The sequence below is a fragment of the Bradyrhizobium sp. B039 genome, assembly GCF_038965675.1.
Lineage (GTDB): Bacteria > Pseudomonadota > Alphaproteobacteria > Rhizobiales > Xanthobacteraceae > Bradyrhizobium > Bradyrhizobium diazoefficiens.
Genome location: NZ_CP152416.1, coordinates 3,244,368 through 3,265,602 on the forward strand (window position 1 = coordinate 3,244,368; position 21,235 = coordinate 3,265,602).

At 67.9% G+C, this 21,235-nt stretch carries 21 protein-coding genes and 1 riboswitch; of the genes, 15 read left to right on the top strand and 6 right to left on the bottom strand.

The genetic code is table 11. The features are described 5' to 3' along the window. The first annotated feature begins 3 nt into the window (after positions 1-3). Positions 4-1,689 carry a ShlB/FhaC/HecB family hemolysin secretion/activation protein gene (locus tag AAFG50_RS15105; RefSeq protein WP_028172135.1) on the top strand — a complete coding sequence of 562 codons (1,686 nt, stop codon included), beginning with the start codon at positions 4-6 and terminating at the stop codon, positions 1,687-1,689. A 123-nt stretch (positions 1,690-1,812) separates the two neighbouring features. Here the strand turns inward: AAFG50_RS15105 and bluB are convergent, their stop codons facing one another. The 3 genes from bluB to cobU are packed head-to-tail and all read right to left on the bottom strand — an operon-like array spanning position 1,813 to position 3,732. After that, positions 1,813-2,445: a 5,6-dimethylbenzimidazole synthase gene (gene bluB / locus AAFG50_RS15110; protein WP_011086038.1), complete on the bottom strand. Its 633-nt coding sequence runs from the start codon at positions 2,443-2,445 to the stop codon at positions 1,813-1,815. Between the two features lie 4 nt (positions 2,446-2,449). Further along, positions 2,450-3,232 carry an adenosylcobinamide-GDP ribazoletransferase gene (gene cobS / locus AAFG50_RS15115; protein WP_028172134.1) on the bottom strand — a complete coding sequence of 261 codons (783 nt, stop codon included), beginning with the start codon at positions 3,230-3,232 and terminating at the stop codon, positions 2,450-2,452. Then, on the bottom strand, positions 3,229-3,732 hold the full coding sequence (cobU, locus tag AAFG50_RS15120) for a bifunctional adenosylcobinamide kinase/adenosylcobinamide-phosphate guanylyltransferase (protein ID WP_027549028.1): 504 nt from the start codon (positions 3,730-3,732) through the stop codon (positions 3,229-3,231). The genes cobS and cobU overlap by 4 nt, the downstream gene beginning before the upstream one ends. 127 nt (positions 3,733-3,859) lie before the next feature. On the opposite strand from cobU, the gene cbiB reads away from it, so the two are divergent. Then, entirely contained in the window at positions 3,860-4,801 is a 942-nt protein-coding gene (cbiB, locus tag AAFG50_RS15125; RefSeq protein WP_028172133.1) for an adenosylcobinamide-phosphate synthase CbiB, read from the top strand. Positions 4,802-4,812: 11 nt separating this feature from the next. Next, the gene (cobD, locus tag AAFG50_RS15130) at positions 4,813-5,778 is read left to right on the top strand and encodes a threonine-phosphate decarboxylase CobD (RefSeq protein WP_028172132.1); all 966 of its coding nucleotides are present in this window, start codon (positions 4,813-4,815) and stop codon (positions 5,776-5,778) included. Here the strand turns inward: cobD and AAFG50_RS15135 are convergent. Together AAFG50_RS15135 and cobO are read right to left on the bottom strand one after the other, a co-directional pair. Continuing rightward, a complete protein-coding gene (locus AAFG50_RS15135; RefSeq protein ID WP_028172131.1) occupies positions 5,767-7,215 on the bottom strand; it encodes a cobyric acid synthase in 1,449 nt (482 codons plus the stop codon). The genes cobD and AAFG50_RS15135 overlap by 12 nt on opposite strands. An 11-nt stretch (positions 7,216-7,226) precedes the next feature. Continuing rightward, positions 7,227-7,862, bottom strand: a complete 636-nt coding sequence (cobO, locus tag AAFG50_RS15140; RefSeq protein ID WP_028172130.1) for a cob(I)yrinic acid a,c-diamide adenosyltransferase — start codon at positions 7,860-7,862, stop codon at positions 7,227-7,229. 40 nt (positions 7,863-7,902) lie between these two features. After that, positions 7,903-8,123, top strand: a riboswitch (cobalamin riboswitch). 94 nt (positions 8,124-8,217) lie between these two features. Here cobO and AAFG50_RS15145 point away from each other — a divergent pair. From AAFG50_RS15145 to cobJ, 7 genes are read left to right on the top strand one after another with little or no spacing between them, the layout of a single operon-like run. Further along, a complete protein-coding gene (locus AAFG50_RS15145) occupies positions 8,218-8,592 on the top strand; it encodes a DUF1636 domain-containing protein (RefSeq protein WP_011086045.1) in 375 nt (124 codons plus the stop codon). Beyond that, positions 8,589-9,638 carry a cobalamin biosynthesis protein CobW gene (gene cobW / locus AAFG50_RS15150; RefSeq protein WP_011086046.1) on the top strand — a complete coding sequence of 350 codons (1,050 nt, stop codon included), beginning with the start codon at positions 8,589-8,591 and terminating at the stop codon, positions 9,636-9,638. Before AAFG50_RS15145 ends, cobW begins: the two co-directional genes overlap by 4 nt. After that, the gene (gene cobN, locus AAFG50_RS15155) at positions 9,638-12,886 is read left to right on the top strand and encodes a cobaltochelatase subunit CobN (protein ID WP_028172129.1); all 3,249 of its coding nucleotides are present in this window, start codon (positions 9,638-9,640) and stop codon (positions 12,884-12,886) included. The genes cobW and cobN overlap by 1 nt, the downstream gene beginning before the upstream one ends. Beyond that, a complete protein-coding gene (gene cobG / locus AAFG50_RS15160) occupies positions 12,883-14,046 on the top strand; it encodes a precorrin-3B synthase (RefSeq protein ID WP_028172128.1) in 1,164 nt (387 codons plus the stop codon). The genes cobN and cobG overlap by 4 nt, the downstream gene beginning before the upstream one ends. After that, positions 14,046-14,675 carry a precorrin-8X methylmutase gene (locus AAFG50_RS15165; RefSeq protein ID WP_028172127.1) on the top strand — a complete coding sequence of 210 codons (630 nt, stop codon included), beginning with the start codon at positions 14,046-14,048 and terminating at the stop codon, positions 14,673-14,675. Before cobG ends, AAFG50_RS15165 begins: the two co-directional genes overlap by 1 nt. A 2-nt stretch (positions 14,676-14,677) precedes the next feature. Next, positions 14,678-15,409 (top strand): precorrin-2 C(20)-methyltransferase, encoded by a 732-nt coding sequence (locus AAFG50_RS15170; RefSeq protein ID WP_011086050.1) that lies wholly within the window; start codon positions 14,678-14,680, stop codon positions 15,407-15,409. After that, entirely contained in the window at positions 15,406-16,140 is a 735-nt protein-coding gene (gene cobJ / locus AAFG50_RS15175) for a precorrin-3B C(17)-methyltransferase (protein WP_011086051.1), read from the top strand. Before AAFG50_RS15170 ends, cobJ begins: the two co-directional genes overlap by 4 nt. On the opposite strand, the gene AAFG50_RS15180 is transcribed toward cobJ, so the two are convergent. After that, positions 16,116-16,862, bottom strand: a complete 747-nt coding sequence (locus tag AAFG50_RS15180) for a cobalt-precorrin-6A reductase (protein ID WP_028172126.1) — start codon at positions 16,860-16,862, stop codon at positions 16,116-16,118. The two genes, cobJ and AAFG50_RS15180, sit on opposite strands and share 25 nt — an antisense overlap. Here AAFG50_RS15180 and AAFG50_RS15185 point away from each other — a divergent pair. From AAFG50_RS15185 to cobA, 5 genes are read left to right on the top strand one after another with little or no spacing between them, the layout of a single operon-like run. Then, positions 16,861-18,042: a bifunctional cobalt-precorrin-7 (C(5))-methyltransferase/cobalt-precorrin-6B (C(15))-methyltransferase gene (locus tag AAFG50_RS15185; RefSeq protein ID WP_028172125.1), complete on the top strand. Its 1,182-nt coding sequence runs from the start codon at positions 16,861-16,863 to the stop codon at positions 18,040-18,042. The two genes, AAFG50_RS15180 and AAFG50_RS15185, sit on opposite strands and share 2 nt — an antisense overlap. Continuing rightward, positions 18,039-18,407: a cobalamin biosynthesis protein gene (locus AAFG50_RS15190; RefSeq protein ID WP_028172124.1), complete on the top strand. Its 369-nt coding sequence runs from the start codon at positions 18,039-18,041 to the stop codon at positions 18,405-18,407. The genes AAFG50_RS15185 and AAFG50_RS15190 overlap by 4 nt, the downstream gene beginning before the upstream one ends. Continuing rightward, positions 18,404-19,186, top strand: a complete 783-nt coding sequence (gene cobM, locus AAFG50_RS15195; protein WP_011086055.1) for a precorrin-4 C(11)-methyltransferase — start codon at positions 18,404-18,406, stop codon at positions 19,184-19,186. Before AAFG50_RS15190 ends, cobM begins: the two co-directional genes overlap by 4 nt. Continuing rightward, on the top strand, positions 19,186-20,496 hold the full coding sequence (locus AAFG50_RS15200; protein WP_028172123.1) for a cobyrinate a,c-diamide synthase: 1,311 nt from the start codon (positions 19,186-19,188) through the stop codon (positions 20,494-20,496). Before cobM ends, AAFG50_RS15200 begins: the two co-directional genes overlap by 1 nt. Beyond that, entirely contained in the window at positions 20,493-21,224 is a 732-nt protein-coding gene (gene cobA / locus AAFG50_RS15205; protein WP_028172122.1) for a uroporphyrinogen-III C-methyltransferase, read from the top strand. The genes AAFG50_RS15200 and cobA overlap by 4 nt, the downstream gene beginning before the upstream one ends. The last annotated feature ends 11 nt before the right edge of the window (positions 21,225-21,235 follow it).

Below are 21,235 nucleotides of genomic sequence, written 5' to 3' on the forward strand. Positions count from 1 at the left end.
GGGATGCGGATTCTGGGGGCAGCATTGGGGGTCGGGCTGGCAGCTTGCTGCATTGTCTCCGCGCGCTCCCAGTCGATCAATCCCGGCGTGATCCAGAACGACGTCGACCGGCAGCGCCGGCAGCTCGAACAGCAGAGCGCGCCGCCCAAGCTCAACGGGCCGGCGGTGATTGGCGGCGAGCGGGAGAAGTCCCAGCTGTTGAAACCGGGCGGGCCGAAATTCCGCCTGCGCAAGGTGGAGTTTGACGCGTCGAAGTTCATCACGCCCGCGGAGCTCGACGAGATCGCGAAGAAATATGTCGGCAAGGATGTCGACATCGCCTCGCTGTTGCAGCTCGTCGCCGACATCAATGCCGTCTACACCGCGCGCGGCATCGTCACCGGCATCGCGACGCTGCCCGATCAGGATGCCAAGGGCGGGGTGGTCAAGATCAAGCTGACCGAAGGCCGGCTCCAGAAGACGACCATCGAAGGCAACAAGCAGACTCGCACCGACTACATCCTTCAGCGCGTCAAGGAGCCGGAAGGCGAGGTCCTCGACGTTCCAAAGCTCAATCGCGACGTGATCTGGTTCAACCGCACCAACGATGTGCAGATCAAGGCGCTGCTCCAGCCCGGCACGAGTTTTGGTCTGACCGACCTCCAATTCGCGGTGATCGAGCCGCCGATCGACACCTTGCAGCTCTTCACCGACAACCAGGGCGTCGAGAACACCGGGCGCTGGGAGGGCGGGGCGTTCTACAAGCGCCACGGCCTGTTCGGCGTCGACGACCGCCTGACCTTCTATGGCGTGCGCTCCGACGGCAATCTCAACGGCAACGCCGCCTACAGCATTCCGGTCAATCCCTGGGGCGGCCGCGTCGGCGTCAGCTACACCGAAGGCAAGATCAAGATCATCCAGGGACCGTTCGTCGCGCTCGACGTCACCGGACGCTCCAGCCAGGCCGCGATCAATTTCAGCCAGCCGATCTGGGTGACACAGAACTGGCTGGTGCTGTTCAACGCCGCCGAGACCGAGGGCAAGACGGTGAGCCGCTTCGCCACGGTCGCCGTCACCGACGATCATTACGACAAGGCTACGGCCGGATTTTCGGTAACCAATTCCGGCAACAGCTATTCGATCACGGTCTCGCCGGCGGTGAACTACATCGCGTGGCAGGACCACGTGCTCGGCAACAACCGCGCGTTCAACACCTATACCGGCTCGTTGATCGCGACCAGCGCGGCGGGTCCGGCGAATTTCAGCGCCAACGTGCTTGCGAGCTGGCAGTACACGCAGGAGAAGCTGCTGCCGGGCGACCAGATCTTCTCGATCGGCGGTCCGACCACCGTGCGTGGTTATCCCTCCAACTCGGCGTCCGGCGACAGCGGCTATTATTTCAACGCCGAGCTGCACTACAATTGGTCGTCATGGCTCAAGGGCTTTGACACCTACATCTTCACCGACTGGGGTGCAGTATATTCGACATTCCCCGGCGTCACCGAACTGGGCTCGGTCGGCGTCGGCTTCTCCTGGACCTACGCGCCGTTCATGACCTTTGAGGCAAACTACGCGACGCCGCTGAAGATGGCGGTCTCGACCCAGAACCACTACGAGGCCTATGGCCGCATCATCTTCCGGCCGCTGTTGATGTTCCAGAAACAGGAAAGCGTCGCGCCTGTGGCGGCGGTTGCTGGCAGCAAGTCGTAGTGGCAGGTTGCCTCTCTCAGTCGTCATTGCGAGAAGCTCTTGCGACGAAGCAATCCAGACTACCTCCGCGGCAAGATTCTGGATTGCTTCGCTGCGCTCGCAATGACGGAGGAGGGCGCGGCCCTAGCGCCGCAGCGTGAATTCGTTCGCGCTTCGCCGGTGCTCCCATTTCGCCTGCTCCAGCTCGGGCTGGTCGCATTCGACTTCCGGATAGCCGATGCAGAGATAGGCGATGAATTTCCAGGTATCAGGCACGTCGAGAATGGTGTGGATGCGATCGGGATGCAGGATCGACACCCAGCCGAGACCGATGCCTTCCGCACGCGCGGCGAGCCACATTGCGGTGATCGCCGCGACGACAGAATACTCCGTCGTCTCCGGCATGGTCGCGCGCCCGAGGCCGTGCCCGGTGTCGCTGGCCTTGTCCGCGAACACGGCGAGGTGGCCGGGGGCCTGTTCGAGGCCCGACAGCTTTAGGGTGGCATAGCGCGCGGCGCGTTCACCGGCATACGCATTCAGCGCGTCGCCGTTGCAAGTCCTGAAATCGTCGATCACGGCAGTGCGCCGTGCGGCATCGTCGACGATGACGAAGCGCCAGGGTTGGCTGAGGCCGACCGACGGGGAAAGACAGGCCGTCTCAATCAGGCGTTCCACCGCGCCGTCCGGCAAGGGATCGGTGCGAAAGCGGCGCACGTCACGGCGCCATACGAACAGCTCGCGCAAGTGTTGGCGGAAGGTGTCGTCGAACTCGACCATGAGGTCATCGTCCCATCTGGAAGGCCGCGGCAACGAGCAGGATCACGATTTCGCCGGTCTGCTCGAAGGCGCCGAGAAGGTCGCCGGTCTGCCCGCCGATCTGGCGGATGGCAAGCCGTGCCAGGATCAGGCCTGCGAGCGACAGCAGGATCAGGCCGACCAGTGCCTTGCCCGGTCCAAGTGCGAGGGTGAGAGCGAGAGTTCCAACGGCAAAGGCGATGGCGACGCTGCGGCCCGGCGGCGCTCCGGCGCTTGCCGACAGTCCGTCAGGCCGCGCCGGCGGTACCAGCGACATCAACGCCGGCACGCCCGCGCGGGCTGCGCAATGCGCAGCGCACAGCGCCAGCGTCACCAGCCACGGATTGGCGATCGCCGCGAGCGCGCTCCAACGCAGGCCGAACGACAGGATCAGTGCGCAGGCGCCATAGGTCCCGATGCGGCTGTCGCGCATGATCTCGAGCTTGCGCTCGCGCGTGCGGCCGCCGCCGAGCCCGTCGGCGGTATCGGCAAGCCCGTCCTCGTGCAGCGCGCCGGTGATGAGGGCGGTCGTGGCCAGTGCGAGCAGGGCGGCAAGGTTCGGCGTCAGTCCGAGCCGGCTGGCGATCTTGTAGACCAAGGCGCCGGCAAGTCCGACCAGCAGTCCCGCGACGGGCAGCGCCCAGGTCGCGCGCGCGATGGCGCCGTCGGCCGCAGGCTTTGACGATCCGACCGGCAGGAGCGTGACGAACGACGCCGCCATCCTGAGATCGGCGATGACGTCCCGGATCGTTTCGGTGCGAGGGATCATTTCAGCTTCATCGGCAGTCCGGCGACCACGAACTCGACCTCGTCGGCAACGCCGGCGAACGTCTGGTTCATGATTCCGGCAGCATCGCGATAGGCGCGCGCCAGCGCGTTGTCGGGCACGATTCCGAGGCCGACCTCATTGGTGACCATGATGACCGGACTGCGCAAGCGAGGGAGAACCTCAGCGAGATGCGTGACCTCGCGCGACCAATCGCGCTCGGAATGCAGCAGGTTGGACAGCCAGAGCGTCAGGCAATCGACCAGTCTCGCGCCGCCGCCCTCGGTCTCGACCAGGGCCTGCACAAGGTCGAGCGGCACCTCGCGCTCGATCCAGTCGGCTCCGCGTCGCGCGCGGTGCTTTGCGATGCGGTCCTCCATTTCGGCGTCGAGCGCCTCGGCTGTGGCAATGTACACAGGCCGCCCGGGAAAGGCCTGCGTGCGCGTCTCCGCACGCCGGCTCTTGCCCGATCGCGCTCCGCCCGTGATCAAGATGACGGCCATAAAAGTCTCCTGTCGGCCAGCACTAATCACCAAACGGGGCCAAAGACAAAGCCGAAATCAGGCGGCCAGGGGCTTGCGCTCGGCCGCCGTCTTGCGCAACAGGGGCGGAGCGAGACGGGAGATTTGTGTGGGCTTTGCGGGTGCGATGGCGGTGGCGATGGCGGTGGATGCCCTGTTGGGCTGGCCGGCCCCGCTGTTCGCACGGATCGGCCATCCCGTGACCTGGCTCGGCCGCCTGATCGCGGCCATCGACACCGCCTGGAATCGCGGGTCCGATCCGCCGGCGCTGCGCCGTGCCGCGGGCATTGCCGGAGCGTTCCTTGTGATCGCGGTCTCGGCCGCACTCGGCTGGGCGCTTCAGTCGTTGCTCCCCTCGGGCTGGATCCAGATCGTGCTGGCGGGGGTCCTGGCCTGGCCGCTGGTCGCGCTGCGCTCGCTGCATGATCATGTTGCCGCCGTTGCCGCACCTTTGCAGGCCGGCGACATCGCCGGCGCGCGCGACGCGGTCTCGCGCATCGTCGGCCGCGATCCTGCGGCGCTCGATGAAGCCGGCATCGCGCGCGCGGCGATCGAGAGTCTTGCGGAAAACGCCTCCGACGGCATCGTGGCGCCCGTGTTCTGGGGCGCGCTGTTCGGCCTGCCCGGCATTTTGGGTTACAAGGCTATCAACACGCTGGACTCCATGATCGGCCATCGCAGCGAGCGACACGAAGCCTTTGGCTGGGCGGCGGCGCGGATCGACGACGTCGCCAATTTCATTCCGGCGCGGCTGACCGGGTTTCTGTTCGTGCTGCTGGCGCCGCACAGGGCGGAAGCATTGTCGTGCACGACGCGCGATGCGCGCCGGCATCGCTCGCCCAACGCCGGCTGGCCGGAAGCGGCGATGGCGGGCGCGCTCGGCGTGCGGCTCAGCGGTCCCCGGATCTACCACGGCAGCGTCACGAACGAGCCCTGGCTGAACGAAGGTGCGCGCGATCCGCTCGCCGCCGATATCACGCGGGGGTTGACGATCTACCGCCGCGCCATGCTGCTGCTGGCCGGCGTCCTTGCGATCCTGGCTTTCGCGTGAAAGAACGGGACATGCGTGAGCACGGCGGAAATCTCGATCTGGCCCAGCAGCGTTTTGGCGGACGCGCGGAGGACTGGATCGATCTCTCGACGGGGATCAACCGGCTGCCTTATCCGGCGGGCGAGGTGAGCATGCGCGCGTGGAGCGCGCTGCCGTCGCGTGCCGAGATCGATGCCTTGCATCAGGCGGCGCAGCACGCCTACCGCACGAGCGCGGCGCTCGTCGCGATGGGCGGCGCGCAAGCCGCAATTCAATTGCTGCCGCAGCTTGGGCCGCGCGGCCGCGCCCGCATCCTCGCGCCGACCTATAACGAATATGCCGGAGTCCTGTCGGCTGCGGGCTGGGATGTCCTGGAGGTCGGCGATCTCGAGGCACTGGTGGGCGCGGATCTCGCCATCGTCGTCAACCCCAACAACCCCGATGGCCGGTGCCATACGCCGCAGGATTTGCTGGCACTGCTGCCGCGCGTCGGCCGTCTCGTCATCGACGAGAGCTTTGTCGACGCCGTTCCGCAGCTGTCGCTTGCGCCGGAAGCGGATCATCCGGGGCTGCTGATCCTGCGCTCCTTCGGGAAGTTTTATGGTCTGGCCGGCCTGCGGCTTGGGTTTGCACTCGGTAGCGCGGCGGACATCGCCAGGATTGCGGCGATGTCGGGGCCATGGCCGGTCTCGGGGGCTGCGATCGCAATCGGCTGCCGCGCATTGCGTGATGATGCCTGGGCGGAGTCCACGTCAGCGCGGCTTGTGCGCGACTGTGCCCGTCTCGACGACATGGCGCGAGCGCAGGGCTGGCGGTTCGTTGGCGGCACGCCGCTGTTTCGTCTCTACGAGACGCCGGATGCGCTGGCCGCGCAGGAGAAGCTCGCGCGCGGCCAGATCTGGTCGCGCGTCTTCGCGCAGAAGCCGACATGGCTGCGGCTCGGACTTCCGGGCAGCGAGCCCGAATGGACGCGCCTCGCCGAGGTCCTAGCGCGCTAGCGAAAGCAGGCCTTCGACGTCGAGATGCTTTTCGATGTGATCGGCGAGCGCATCGAGCGCGCTCTCGACCCTGCTGTGATAGGGCTCGTCGCCTGCCGGGATGTCGAGCTTGGTCAAAAACGCTTTCCGGAAATCATCCGACGTGAACAGGCCGTGCAAATAGCTACCCTGTACGCGGCCATCGCTGGAGATTGCGCCTTCAGGCTCGCCATTCAGTTTGGCGAACGGACGGGCGCGATCGGGCCCGTCGGTGCGGCCGATGTGGATTTCGTAAGCCTGGATCGGCTGGTTGGTTGCCGCATGCACGGCCGTGACCCGTGTCAGTGTTTTCTGCGGGCTCATCACCGTTTGCACATCCAAGAGCCCGAGGCCCGGTGTGTCGCCGGCAGGGCCTTCGATCCCGTCGGGGTCGGCAACGCTGCGTCCGAGCATCTGATAGCCGCCGCAGAGGCCGAGCACGTGGCCGCCGCGGCGATAATGCGCCAGGAGATCAATGTCCCAGCCCTGCGCGCGCAGGAAGGCGAGGTCGCCGCGGGTGGATTTGGAGCCGGGGATGATGACGAGACGCACATCGCCGGGGATCGCTTCACCCGGCCGCACCATGACGAGATCGACGCCCGCCTCGAGCTTGAGCGGATCGAGATCGTCGAAATTGGCGATCCGCGACAGCGCAAGGCAAGCGATCTTGCATTGGCCCGGCTTTCGCGCATCACTCAGGCCCAGCGCGTCCTCGGCGGGCAGCTCGCCGGCGCGCGCAAACCAGGGCAGCACACCAAAACCGCGCCAGGCGGTCTTTGCTTCGATCAGCTTGTAGCCGTCATCGAACAGCGTGGGATCGCCGCGAAATTTGTTGATGACAAAACCCTGGATCATCGCGGCATCGTCGGGGTCGATCACCGTCTTGATGCCGACGAGCTGGGCGATGACGCCGCCACGGTCGATATCGCCGATCAGCACGACGGGCACGTCGGCCTTGCGCGCAAAACCCATGTTGGCGATGTCGGCCTTGCGCAAATTGACCTCGGCGGGGCTGCCGGCGCCTTCGACCAGCACGAGATCGGCGCGCGCCTTCAACCGCTCAAAGCTCTCCAGCACCGCGCCCATCAATGACGGTTTCATCGCCGCGTATTCGCGCGCCCGCGCGGTCGCGATGCGTTTGCCGTGGACAACGACCTGCGCGCCGACATCGGTCTCGGGCTTCAGGAGCACCGGGTTCATGTCGGTGTGCGGCTCGACGCCGGCGGCGAGGGCTTGCAGTGCTTGGGCGCGGCCGATCTCGCCGCCGTCGACGGTCACGGCGGCATTGTTCGACATGTTCTGCGGCTTGAAGGGAAGCACGCGCAGCCCACGCCGCGTGAAGGCGCGCGCAAGGCCGGCGACGATGAGCGACTTGCCCACGTCCGAGCCGGCCCCCTGGATCATCAATGCGCGCGCCATCGCGTGTGTCTTCAGAACTCGACGCCGGCTTGCGCCTTGATGCCGGAGCGGAACGGATGCTTGACCAGCGTCATCTCGGTGACGAGGTCGGCGATCTCGATCAGCTCGTCCTTGGCATTGCGCCCGGTGAGCACGACATGTGTCATCGCAGGCTTTTGCGTCGTCAGGAACTCGACGACCTCAGCGATATCGAGGTAGTCGTAGCGCAGCGCGATGTTGATCTCGTCGAGCACGACCATGCGCAAGCTGGGATCGAGAATCAGCTCCTTGGCCTTCTCCCAGCCGGCGCGCGCAGCGGCGATGTCGCGGGCGCGGTCCTGCGTCTCCCAGGTGAAACCTTCGCCCATCGCGTGGAACTGGCAGAGATCGCCGAAATGGCCGGTGAGGAGGCGCCGCTCGCCTGTATCCCAGGCGCCCTTGATGAACTGCACGACCGCGCAGGGGAAGCCATGGGCGACGCAGCGCACGATCATGCCGAAGGCGGAGGAGGACTTGCCCTTTCCGGCGCCGGTATGGACGATGATGAGGCCCTTCTCGCCGCTCTTGGTCGCCATGATCTTGTCGCGGGCGGCCTTCTTCTTCGCCATTTTCGCGGCGTGGCGGGCATCGGTTTCCTCGGCCGTTTGGGTATCCGGTTCAGGCGTCATCGGACGGGGTCCTTCGGCTTGACAAGAGGCGGCCAGGGGCAAATGGTGGCCCGGCGTTGGTTCCTGTCCTATGACAGGCGAAGAGGGAATGCGATAGGGTCCGAATCGGCAAGATTTGGGTCCAAAATGCAGCCGCCCCCGCGACCGTGACCGGAGAGATGCCCGAGGCCACTGATCCCTGACGGGATCGGGAAGGCGGGGATCGAAGGGCAAAACCCTGCTCCGCAAGCCGGGAGACCTGCCAGCGCGGACGATTTTGGACCGGCGGACGGGGTGTTCCGCGACGGGGAAGCGGACCCTCGCAAGACCGGTTCGTGGGCCTCTTCGCCTCCCGCTGTTTATTCTGGAAGAGGCGATGAGCGTCACACTTCACGTCTGCATTACCTGCCGTGCCGGCGAGACGCTTGGCGAGGGCGAAGTCACGCCGGGCAAGCGCCTTCACGGTGCGATTGTCGACGCCGGCGTGCCCGATGGTGTCACTGTGGTTCCGGTCGAATGCCTGTCGGCATGCAGCCAGGGCTGCTCGGTGGCGCTCAGTGCGCCCGGCCGCTGGTCCTATGTCTATGGCCGCCTGTCGGACGCCAACGCGCGCGACGTGATCGCAGGCGCCGCCGCCTATGCGGCCGCGCCCGACGGCCTTGTGCCCTGGCGCAGCCGTCCCGAGATCTTCCGCAAGCAGTCGCTTGCGCGCATTCCCCCCATTGCCGTCGTGCCGGAGGCCGCCGAATGAACTCGCTCGCAAAAGTCCCGGTCACGGTGGTCACCGGCTTTCTCGGCTCCGGCAAGACGACGCTGATCCAGCATTTGCTCGCCAACCCCAACGGCAAGAAGCTCGCGGTGCTCGTCAACGAGTTCGGCAGCGAGGGCGTCGACGGCCAGATTCTGAAGTCCTGCGCCGATGCCAATTGCCCGGAGGAAAACATCGTCGAGCTCGCCAATGGCTGCATCTGCTGCACCGTTGCCGACGATTTCATCCCGACCATGGAGCTGTTGCTGGCGCGGCCGGTGAGGCCCGATCACATCCTGATCGAGACCTCGGGCCTGGCGCTGCCCAAGCCCTTGCTTAGGGCGTTCGACTGGCCGGAGATCCGTTCGCGCATCACCGTTGACGGTGTGATCGCGCTGGCCGATGCCGAGGCCGTCGCCGCCGGCCGTTTCGCGCCGGACCCGGCCGCAGTGGAAGCGCAGCGGGCGGCGGACGAAAATCTCGATCACGAGACGCCGCTGTCGGAAGTGTTCGAGGACCAGATCGCCTGCGCCGACATCGTGCTGCTGACCAAGGCCGATCTTGCCGGCCCGGCGGGACTCGAAGCGGCCAAGGCTGCCATCACCGCCGAGATGCCGCGCCGCGTGCCGATGCTTGCCGTTACCGACGGCGCGATCGATGCGCGCGTCATCCTCGGTCTCGGTGCCGCCGCCGAGAATGATCTTGCCGCGCGCCCGTCGCATCACGACGGCGAGGAGGAGCATGAGCACGACGATTTTGCGTCCGTCGTGATCGATCTTCCGGAAGTCGGCGACGTCGATGCGCTGGTCGCCTCGGTTCAGCGCCTGGCGCGCGAGCAGAACGTGCTGCGTGCCAAGGGTTACATCGCGGTCGCGGGCAAGCCGATGCGCCTGCTGCTCCAGGCCGTCGGCGAGCGCGTGCGTCACCAGTTCGACAAGCCCTGGGGCGCGCTCGCGCGGCAGTCAAAGCTCGTCGTGATCGGCGAGCACGGCGATATCGACGAGGCCGCGATAAGAGCGGGACTTGGTCTTTCAGGATCTGGCATCTGATGCACGTCGTCTTCCGCGAGAGCCGCGGTCTCGAGGAGACCGCGACGCCAAGGGACATCGGCCAGGACCCGGCCGATCTCGTGGTGCTCTCGTATTCGGATTCCGATCTTGCCGCGTTCGCGGCCGGCTGGCGGCGTGGCCGCGACAGCCTGCCGTCGCTGCGGCTCGCCAATCTCGCCGAACTGCGTCATCCGCTTTCGATCGACACCTACATCGAGCGCACGCTGGCCCAGGCACGCGGCATTCTGGTCCGCCTGATCGGCGGCGAGTCCTATTGGCCCTACGGTCTCGCGGCTCTCCAGCAACTCGCGCAGGCGCGCGGTATCGTGCTCGCCGTGCTGCCGGCCGACGGCCGCGACGACACGCGGCTCGATGCATACTCAACGCTGCCTGTCTCGACGCTGCGCCGGCTCAAGGTGCTCTGCGACACCGGCGGTCCGGTCGCAGCGCAGGCCGCGATTGCGCAACTTGCGCTGGCCTCGGGACTCTATGCCGGTCCGGTCGTCGGCGAGACGACCGTGCCCGAGATGGGCTTTTACGAGCCCGCGCGCGGTGTCATCGCCGTGCCGACCGCCGGCGAGGGCAAGCCTCGCGCGCTGGTGACGTTTTATCGGTCGTACCTGACCGCCGCGGACACCGGTCCGGTCGATGCGCTGATTGCGACGCTGCGCGAGAAGGGATTTGACGCCTATGGCGTGTTCGTCACCTCGCTGAAGGCCGCGGGCGTCGCGGACTGGCTGCGGCTCCAGCTCGTGGAAAATCCTCCGGCCGCGATCGTCAATGCGACCGCGTTCTCCGCGATCGGCGACGACGGCACGACACCGTTCGATGCGGCATCGTGTCCCGTGTTCCAGGTCGCGCTTTCCACCGCGCGGCGCGAGGACTGGGCGGAATCGCTGCGCGGCCTGTCGCCCGGCGACCTCGCGATGCATGTGGTGCTGCCCGAAGTCGACGGCCGCCTGTTTGCGGGCGTGGTGAGTTTCAAGTCGGCTGCGGAACGTGATCCCGACCTGCAATTCTCGCATCTTGCCCATCGCCCGGATCCGGAGCGCGTGAAGGCCATCGCCGCGCGCGTCGCGGCCTGGCAGAAGCTCGCGGTGAAGCCGGCCGGCGAGAAGCGGCTGGCGGTCGTGCTGTCGAACTATCCGGGCCGCCCGCACCAGATCGCGCACGCAGTGGGTCTTGACGCGTTGGCCTCGGTCGAAGCCTTGATGGCCGATCTTGCGGGGAGCGGCCTCGATGTCGCGCCGGTCCAGGCTCTCGGTGAGACGCTGCTGAGGCGGCAACTCACCTGGAGCGTCGCCGAATACTGCGCGGCGCTCTCGCGTCTTCCGCAATCCTTGCAGGATGATCTCGCGCAAGCCTGGGGCGCGCCGGAGAGCGATCCGAGCTGCCGCGGCGGCGCGTTCCACTTTTCCGCGATCCAATGCGGCAAGTCGATCATCGCGGTTCAGCCGGAACGCGGCGATGCAACCACGCGCGACGCCGACTATCACGATCTCGCCCGCACGCCGCGGCATGCCTATGTCGCGTTCTATCTCTGGCTCCGCGAGCAGGGCTGCGATGCTGTCGTGCACATGGGCGCGCATGGCACGCTGGAATGGCTGCCGGGAAAATCCGTGGCGCTGTCATCGAGCTGCTGGCCGGAAGCCCTGATCGGTGATCTGCCTGTCATCTATCCCTTCATCGTCAACGATCCCGGCGAGGCCGCGCAGGCCAAGCGGCGCATCGGTGCCGTCACCATCGGCCACCTGCCGCCGCCGCTCGAAAAGTCCGCCGTGCCGGATGGCCTGCGCAGGCTCGAACAGCTCCTCGACGAATATTCGACGGCCGATGGTCTCGATCCCGCCCGCCGCCAGCGGCTGATCGCCGCGATCCGGGACGAAGCCCGCGTGGCCGGACTGGAGGACGATCTCGGCCTCGATGCATCGGCAGCGCCGGCCGAGGCGATCCCGCGGATCGATCGCTTTGTCTGCGATCTCAAGGAAAGCCAGTTCGGCGACGGCCTGCACGTGTTCGGCCGCGGCGCCTGCGGCGAAGCGGAGCGGGACGCGCTGCGTGCCGCACTTGCGGGCCAGCGCATCGCGCCGGGGCCGTCGGGCTCGCCCTATCGCGGGCGCCAGGACGTGCTGCCGACGGGACGCAATCTGTTTGCCGTCGATCCGCGCGCCGTGCCGACGCCCTCGGGGCATGCGCAAGGCATCAAGCTCGCGGAAGAGCTGCTTCGCCGCCATTTGCAGGATCACGGCGACTGGCCGAAAGGCCTCGTGGTTGATCTCTGGGGCTCGGCGACGATGCGCACCGCCGGCGAGGAATTCGCGATGGCGCTGCATCTGGCGGGACTTGCGCCGCGCTGGGATCACGCCTCCGGCCGCGTCACCGGCTATGACATCATCGCGCCGGCCGAGCTCGGCCGTCCCCGCATCGACGTCACGCTGCGGCTGTCGGGCCTGTTCCGCGATGTCTTCTCCGGCCTCGCCCAGTTGTTCGAGGCGGCGGCCGAGGCGCTCGCCGCGCGCGAGGAGGAGGGCGACGAGAATCCGTACCGACACCGTGCGTCCCGCGTGTTCGCGCCGCGTCCCGGGCAATACGGCGTCGGCCTCTCGGCGATCCCTGATGCCTTCACGGCGGAGACGCGCGATGCGGCCGGCGAAGCCTGGCTGTCGGCGTCGTCCTGGGCGTTCTCCGCCGACGGCGAGATCAAGCCCGATCGCGCCGGCATCGAGAAACGGCTCGCGTCGGCCGATGCTTTCGTTCACGTCCAAGACTTGCCGGAAACCGATCTTCTGCTCGCCGCCGACTATGCCGCGCATGAAGCCGGCGTTGCCGCGGCCGCAGCACATCTCGGCGCGGCGGGACCATCGCTCTATCATCTCGACGCGACGCGTCCCGATCAGCCGCATGCGCGCACGCTGACGGAGGAGATCTCACGCGTGGTCCGCGCGCGCGCGGCCAATCCGGCCTGGATCGCCGGCATGATGCGCCATGGTTTTCGCGGCGCCGCCGAGATCACCGCGACACTCGAGCACATGGCCGCCTTCGCCCATCTGGCCGGCGCCGTGCCGCCGCATCTGTTCGATCTCTACTACGATGCGACGCTCGGCAACGACGACGTCCGCGCCTTCATGGCCCGCGAGAATTCCGCGGCGCTCGCCGCGATGGAGACGTGCTTCACCCGTCTGCATGAGGCCTCACTCTGGCGAACGCGTCGCAATTCGATCGCGGCAGCGTTGCGGGAGGCGTCATGAGCGCGGCCATGGTCAAGGGCTGGTGCCCCGGCGCGCTGCGGCCGATGCAATCGGGCGACGGGCTCGTGGTCCGCGTGCGCCCGTTCGGCGGCCGGCTCGATGCGGCGCAGATCTCCGGACTGGCGCGTCTGGCCGAACGCCATGGCAACGGCCTGATCGATGTCACCAGCCGCGCCAATCTCCAGATCAGAGGCGTCAGCGAAGGCAGCCACCGGCTGCTGCTCGACGGTCTTTCGCAACTGGCGCTGCTCGATCCCGACGCCGACACCGAATCCCGGCGCAACATCCTGGTGACGCCGTTCTGGCGCGCGGGCGACGAGACCCAGGCGCTTGCCGCCGAGCTCGAGGAGGCGCTCGAGAATAGCGTGCTCGCGCTTCCGACGAAATTCGGCTTTGCCATCGATGACGGCGCTTCGCGCGTGCTCGCCGGCGATTCCGCGGATGTGCGGATCGAGCGTGATGGCGCCGGCGGACTGCTGGTGCGGGCCAATGGCGCCAGCCTCGGCCGTTCCGTCGGACGCGGCGAGGCTGTGACCGCCGCCCTCGCGCTCGCAACTTGGTTCGTGACATCAGGCGGTGCCCGGGACGGGCGAGGGCGGATGGCGGCGCATCTTGCCGCCGGCGCAGCCCTGCCTGACGCGTTGCGCGGCGAGGCCGAGCCGGCGCCGATCATGGCTGCGGCGCGCCCCGGCCTTTATCCGCAGGGCGCGATGGTCGGCGTCGCCTTCGGGCAAATGCCGCATGCGACGCTCAGCCAGTTCGCCGGCTGCGGACATGCCCTGCGCATGACGCCGTGGCGGATGGTTCTGAGCGAGGGCAAGCGGACCATGCCGTCCACGCCCGGTCTCATCACCGAGGCCTACGATCCGGCGCTGCGTGTCATCGCCTGCAGCGGCGCGCCGCGTTGCCGCGAGGCGCATGCCGATACCCGCGCGCTGGCGGCAGCGCTCGCGCCGAACATCGGCGCGGCCGCACGACTTCACGTCTCCGGCTGCGCCAAGGGCTGCGCTCATTCTGGTGCGGCCGCGATCACGCTGGTCGCGACCGGCGCCGGCTTCGATCTCGTGCGCGGGGGTTCGACGCGCGACGAGCCCATCCTGCGCGGCTTGAACCGCGATGACATCGTCGGCAATCCCTCCATCCTGATGGGAGGGCACTGATGCCGCATGTCTACGAGACCGACGGCGCGGCGATCTACCGGCAATCCTTTGCGACCATCCGGGCCGAGGCCGATCTTGCCCGCTTCACGCCGGATGAGGAACAGGTCGTCGTGCGGATGATCCATGCCGCCGGCATGGTGGGCCTGGAAGCGCATATCCGTTTCACATCAGGCATGGCGACCGCCGCGCGTGCAGCGTTGCAGAAGGGGGCGCCGATCCTGTGCGATGCGCGCATGGTCTCCGAGGGCATTACGCGCGCTAGACTTCCGGCGGCCAATGCCGTCATCTGCACCCTCGGCGATGCCGCGGTCCCGGCGCTGGCGCAATCCATGCGCAACACCCGCTCGGCCGCGGCGCTGGAGCTGTGGCGGCCGCATCTCGCCGGCGCGATCGTCGCGATCGGCAACGCGCCGACCGCGCTGTTTCATCTCCTCAACATGCTGGAGGACCGCGACTGCCCGCGGCCGGCGGCGATCATCGGTTGTCCGGTCGGCTTCGTCGGCGCGGCTGAATCCAAGGCCGCGCTGATGGCCGATCCGCCGGTGCCGGCGTTGACGGTCGAGGGCCGCCTTGGCGGTTCCGCGATCACCGTTGCGGCCGTGAATGCGCTGGCGAGCCGGAGCGAATAGTCATGGGACGCATCATCTGTTGCGGTCTCGGCCCGGGTGATCCTGACATGATGAGCGTGCGCGCCGATCGTACCGTGCGCGGCGCACAGCACGTGGCCTATTTCCGCAAGAAGGGCAGGCCGGGTCAGGCGCGCCGCATCGTCGAGGGCATGCTCGCCGGCGATGTGACCGAATATCCCATGGAATACCCTGTTACGACCGAGATCGCTTTCGACAGCGCGGAATACGTCCAGTTGCTCGCCGGCTTCTACGACGAATGGGCCGAGCGCCTGGCGCGGCTGGCGCGCGCGGTCGACGTGGTCGTGCTCTGCGAGGGCGACCCCTATTTCTACGGCTCTTTCATGCATCTGCACACGCGCTTGCAGGGACGCGTCGAGATCGAGGTGATCGCGGGCATTCCCGGCATGGTCGGCTGCTGGAATGCCGTCGGCCAGCCGATCGCGCTCGGCGACGACGTGACGACGGTGCTGATGGGCACGCTCGCGGAGGACGAGCTCGAGCGCCGCATGCGGGACTCCGATGCGCTGGTCGTCATGAAGACCGGCCGCAATCTTGCGAAAGTGCGCCGCGCGCTTGCCGCCGCCGGAAGGCTGGACGATGCCTGGCTGGTCGAGCGCGGCACCATGCCGGGCGAGCGCGTCGCGCGGCTCGCCGAGATCGATGCCGCCGACTGTCCCTATTTTGCGATCGTGCTCGTGCACGGCAAGGGCCGGCATCTGGACGCCGCCGAATGACGGGCACGCTGACCATCGCGGGCCTCGGCCCGGGCAGTGACGCGCTGGTGACGCCCGAGGTCTCCGCCGCGCTGGGCTCCGCCACCGATATTCTGGGCTATGCGCCCTATGTCGCGCGCGTGCCGCCGCGACCGGGGCTCACGCTGCATCCATCCGACAACCGCGAGGAGCTCGCGCGAGCGAGCGAGGCGCTGCGCCTGGCCGCCGAAGGCGGGCAGGTCGTCGTCGTCTCCTCCGGCGATCCTGGCGTCTTCGCGATGGCATCGGCCGTGTTCGAGGCGCTCGAGCAGGCGCCGCAATATCGCGAGCTCCCGATCCGCGTGCTGCCCGGCATCACTGCGATGCTGGCGGCGGCCGCGCGTGCCGGCGCGCCGCTCGGCCATGATTTCTGCGCGATCAATCTCTCCGACAATCTCAAGCCATGGGCGCTGATCGAGAAGCGCCTGCGGCTGGCCGCGGAAGCGGATTTCGCGATCGCTCTGTACAATCCGCGTTCGGCGAGCCGGCCGGAAGGATTTGGCCGCGCGCTGGCCGTGCTGAAGGACGCCGGCTGCGGCGAGCGGCTCGTGATCTTCGCGCGCGCGATCAGCGCATCCGACGAGACGATCGAGACCGTCACGCTCAACGCGGCGCGGCCCGAGATGGCCGACATGCGAACGCTGGTGATCGTCGGCAACTCGCAGACGCGCCGTGTCGGCCGCTGGATCTATGCGCCGAGGCAGGTGCGATGACCAAGCCACTGCATGATCTCGGCCACGCTCTCGACCCGCTGGCGCTCGGGCAACTCCGGCCGTACGATCATGATCACGGGCAGGCCGAGCGTGCGGGCCGCGTCGATCTTGGCGCGCGCGCCATCGCCGCCGGAATTGCGGGCGACGATCCAGGCGATGCAGCGGATGCGCAGCATCTCCAGCTCGCCATCAAGCGTGAACGGTCCGCGCGACACGATCACGTCAGCCGGGAAGGGCAGCGGCGCTTCGGGCGGATCGACGAAGCGCAGTGTGTAGGCGTGCTGCGGTTTATTCCCGAACGGCGCGATGTGCTGGCGGCCGATGGCGAGGAACACGTTTGCCGGCGACTCGGGCAGAGCGGCGACCGCTGCATCGACGTCGCCGACCTCGATCCAGTTGTCACCGGGTGTTTTAGCCCAGGGGGTGCGTTCGAGCGCGATCAACGGCGTGCCGGTTTCCGCGCATGCCGCGACGGCGTTGCGGCTCATCTCGGCAGCGAAAGGATGCGTCGCGTCGATCACATGCGTGATGCCTTCACGGCGAATGTAATCGGCAAGGCCGCTCAGGCCGCCGAAGCCGCCGATGCGGGTCGGCAGCGGCTGGTCGGCAGGCGCACGGGTGCGGCCGCCATAGGAATAGACGGCATCCATGCCGGTGCGCGCGATCTCCGCCGCGAGCTGGCTCGCATCGCTCGTTCCGCCCAGAATGAGGGCGCGTGTCATGGCTGATCCCTGGCTGACCATCATCGGTATCGGCGAAGATGGCCTTGCCGGGCTGTCGGACGCAAGCCGAAAGGCGCTGCGTGAGGCCGAAACTGTCTTCGGCGGCGAGCGTCATCTCGCGCTTGCCGGTGTGACCGGGCGCGGCCACCCGTGGCCGGTGCCGTTCGATGCGGAGGCCGTGCTCAGCCGCCGCGGCCGGCCGACCGCGGTGCTGGCCTCCGGCGATCCGTTCTGGCACGGCGCCGGCGCAAGCCTTGCCGAGAAGCTTGAGGCGGGTGAGTGGGTCGCACATTCTGCGCCGTCGACATTCTCGCTCGCCGCTGCGCGGCTCGGCTGGCGTCTTGAATCCGTCGTCTGCCTCGGTCTCCACGCCGCGCCCTTCGAGCGCCTCGTGCCACACCTTGCGCCTGGCGCGCGCATCATTTGCCTCGTGCGTGACGGCAAGGCCGCAGGCGACCTTGCAAAGTGGCTGAGCGAGCGCGGATGGGGCGCCTCGGCATTCTGGACTCTCGCCGCGCTCGGCGGGCCACGCGAAAGCATTGCGGAACATCGTGCCGATGGTTTTACTGGCGATCTCGCCGGAAACCTGGTCGCGGTGGCCGTGGAGGCGAAGGGAGCTCGGGGCATTCCTCGCAGCTCGGGACTTCCCGACGATCTCTTCGCTCATGACGGCCAGATCACCAAGCGGCCGGTGCGTGCGCTCGCGATTTCTGCGCTGGCACCACGCCCGGGCGAACGGTTGTGGGATATCGGCGCCGGATCGGGTTCGATCTCGGTCGAGTGGGCGCTTTGCGGCGGGACGGCGACGGCAATCGAGATGCGCGAAGATCGCGCCGCGAATATCCGCAGCAATGCGGCGGCGTTCGGATTGGCGCATCGGATCGCTGTTGTCACGGGCCGTGCGCCAGAGGCTCTCGCCGGGCTGGACGCGCCGGATGCGGTCTTCTTCGGCGGCGGTCTCGATAGCGCGATGTTCGATGCCATCTGGTCGCGCATCGGGGCAGGCACACGGCTCGTTGCGCATGCGGTGACGCTGGAGACGGAAGCGCTGCTTGGCGAACTGCACCAGCGCCACGGCGGCGAGTTGATGCGGGTCGAGATCGCCCATGCCGGCCCGCTCGGCCGCTACCGATCCTGGGAAGCGGCGCGTCCCGTGGTGCAGTGGAGTGCGGTCCGATGAAGGTCGCCGGGCTCGGATTCAGGCAGGATGTCACGCTGGCCTCGTTGCGTGAGGCGCTGCTGGCGGCGGGCGGCGCTGAAGACCTTGCGGCGGTGGCGACCGTCAGCGACAAGGCCGATGTAGAAGCGCTGCAGCAGCTCGCGCGCGAATGCGGTGTGCCGATCAGGGCGGTGTCGCCCGAGGTGCTGGCCGGCATCGACACGCCGACGCAGTCCAGGCTCATCGCGGAAAAGTTCGGGACCGGATCGGTCGCCGAAGCCGCGGCGCTCGCCGCGGCCGGCCCTCGCGCCCGATTGATTGCGACCCGGGTGATTTCGCAGGACCGTACCGCGACGGCCGCGATCGCGGAAGGAGACGGTGCATGACGGTGCATTTCATCGGCGCCGGGCCGGGTGCTCCCGATCTGCTGACGTTGCGCGGACGCGACCTGATCGCCGCCTGTCCGGTCTGCCTCTATGCCGGCTCGCTGGTGCCTGAGGGCGTGCTGGCGCATTGCCCGCCGGGCGCGCACATCGTCAACACCGCGCCGTTGTCGCTTGACGAGATCATCGCGGAGATCGCCGCCGCGCATGCGGACGGCAAGGACATCGCGCGGCTGCATTCCGGCGATCTCTCGATCTGGTCGGCGATGGGCGAGCAGCTCCGCCGTCTCCGTACGCTTGACATTCCCTTCACCGTGACGCCCGGCGTTCCGTCTTTCTCGGCCGCCGCCGCGGCACTCGAGGTGGAGCTGACTTTGCCGGGGCTCGCTCAGACCGTGGTGCTGACGCGCACGCCGGGCCGCGCCAGTGCGATGCCCGAAGGGGAGAAGCTCGCCGCCTTCGCTGCGACCGGTGCGACACTCGCCATCCATCTGTCGATCCATCTGCTCGACCAGGTGATTGCGGAGCTGCTGCCTCACTACGGCGCGGATTGCCCGGTCGCCATCGTCTGGCGCGCGAGCTGGCCGGACCAGTGCATCGTCCGCGCCACGCTTGCGACGCTCGATGCCGCCGTCGGCGCCGAGATGGAACGCACCGCGCTCATTCTCGTCGGCAAGACGCTTGGCGCCGCGGATTTCGACGAGAGCCGCCTCTATGCCGCCGACTACGACCGCCGCTATCGGCCGGTCGGCGCCGAGCCGCGCTTTCCGGAGGCCTCCTGATGCCGGCAGGGCTCGTCATCTCCGCGCCTGCCTCCGGTGTCGGCAAGACGACGCTGACGCTGGCGCTCGCGCGCGCCTGGCGCAATCGCGGACTGAACGTGCAGTGCTTCAAGAGCGGGCCCGACTATATTGATCCCGCCTTCCATGCCGCTGCGACGGGCCGCGCTTCCGTCAACGTCGATAGCTGGGCGATGGATCGCGGGGGAATCGCGCATCTCGTCGGCCGCGGCGCCGACGCCGATGTCGTGCTTGCCGAGGGCTCGATGGGTCTGTTCGACGGCGTCGCCGCGCGTGGCGTCTCCGGCACAGGCGCCACCGCCGACATTGCGGAGATGCTGGGTTGGCCGGTGCTGCTGGTGATAGATCCCTCGGGACAGGCGCAGACGGCGGCGGCGATCGCTGCGGGCCTTCGCGACTACCGCCCGGGCGTGCGCCTTGCCGGCGTCGTGCTCAATCGCGTCGCCAGCCCGCGCCATGAAGACCTCGTACGGCGCGCGCTTGACGACGCCGGCATCGCCGTGTTCGGCGCGCTGCCGCGCCATGCCGAGATCAGCCTGCCGAAGCGGCATCTCGGCCTGGTGCAGGCCGAGGAGCAGGCGGAGATCGGAAAACTGATCGACGAGGCCGCGCGTTTCGTCGCCGAGCATGTCGATCTCGATGCGGTGCTGCAATCGGCGGCCGCCTGGGCGCCGCAACCCGCTGCGAACGGTCTGAACGTGACGCCGCCCGGGCAGCGCATTGCGCTTGCCCGCGATGCGGCATTCTCGTTCGTCTATCCGCATATGCTGGAAGCCTGGCGCGCGGCGGGTGCCGACATCTCGACCTTCTCGCCGCTTGCCGATGAGGCGCCCGACGCGAGCGCCGATGTCTGCTGGCTGCCCGGCGGCTATCCCGAGCTTCATGCCGGGAAGATCGCGGCCAACGCGCGCTTTCGCAGCGGCTTGCGCGCCTTCGCCGAGACACGACCGGTGCACGGTGAATGCGGAGGCTATATGGTGCTCGGAACCGCTTTGACCGACGCCGACGGTGTCCGCCATGAGATGGCGGGCCTGCTCGGCCTGGAGACGAGCTTTGCCAAACGCCGCATGCATCTGGGCTATCGTCTCGCCGAACTCGCCGCACCGATGCCGGGACATAGCCCCGGCGCGCGCCTGCGCGGCCACGAATTCCACTATTCGACGATTGCCGCCCAGCCCGACATGCCGCTCGCGGTGGTGCACGACGCGACCGGTGCGGTCATCGCCGAGACCGGTTCGCGCCGAGGCAATGCCACCGGCACGTTCTTCCATCTGATCGCGGAGGACCGGTGAGCGGTTTTGTCTCCTTCATCTCCGCCGGTCCCGGCGACCCCGAGCTTCTCACGCTCAAGGGTGCCGCGCGGCTGCGCGAGGCCGATGTCGTGCTTTATGACGACCTCGCGTCCGGCGCGATTCTCGATCTCGCCCGTCCCGGCGCCAATCTCGTTGCGGTCGGGAAACGGGCCGGGCGGCCCTCGACCAAGCAGCATCACGTCAACCGCCTGCTGGTCGATTATGCCGCGACTGGCGCGCGCGTGGTGCGGTTGAAGTCGGGCGACGCCGGCATCTTCGGACGGCTCGAGGAGGAGCTCGAAACGCTGCGCGCGGCCGGCATCGGCTACGAGATCGTTCCCGGCGTCACTTCGGCCTGCGTGGCCGCTGCGCAAGCCGGCATGCCCCTGACGCGGCGCCACACCTCGCGCCGGGTGCAGTTCGTGACCGGAGCCGACGTCACCGGCGAGCTGCCGCAAAACCTGAACTGGGCGGCGCTGGCCGATCCGGAGGCGACCACCGTGGTCTATATGGGCCGCCGCACCTTTCCGGCGCTTGCCGCAAAATTGATCGCGCACGGCCTCGCGCCGACCACCCCGGCGCTGTTCGCCGAATCCCTCGGCCGCCCCGACGAGCGGCTGGTCCGCACCACGATTGCCGAGCTTGCCGAGCAGCTTGCGCGGGGCGGGGCTGCCTCGACGGCCGCCGTGATCCTGTTCGGCGCACTGGCGGGAGAATACCCGTCATGACGGCGACCGCC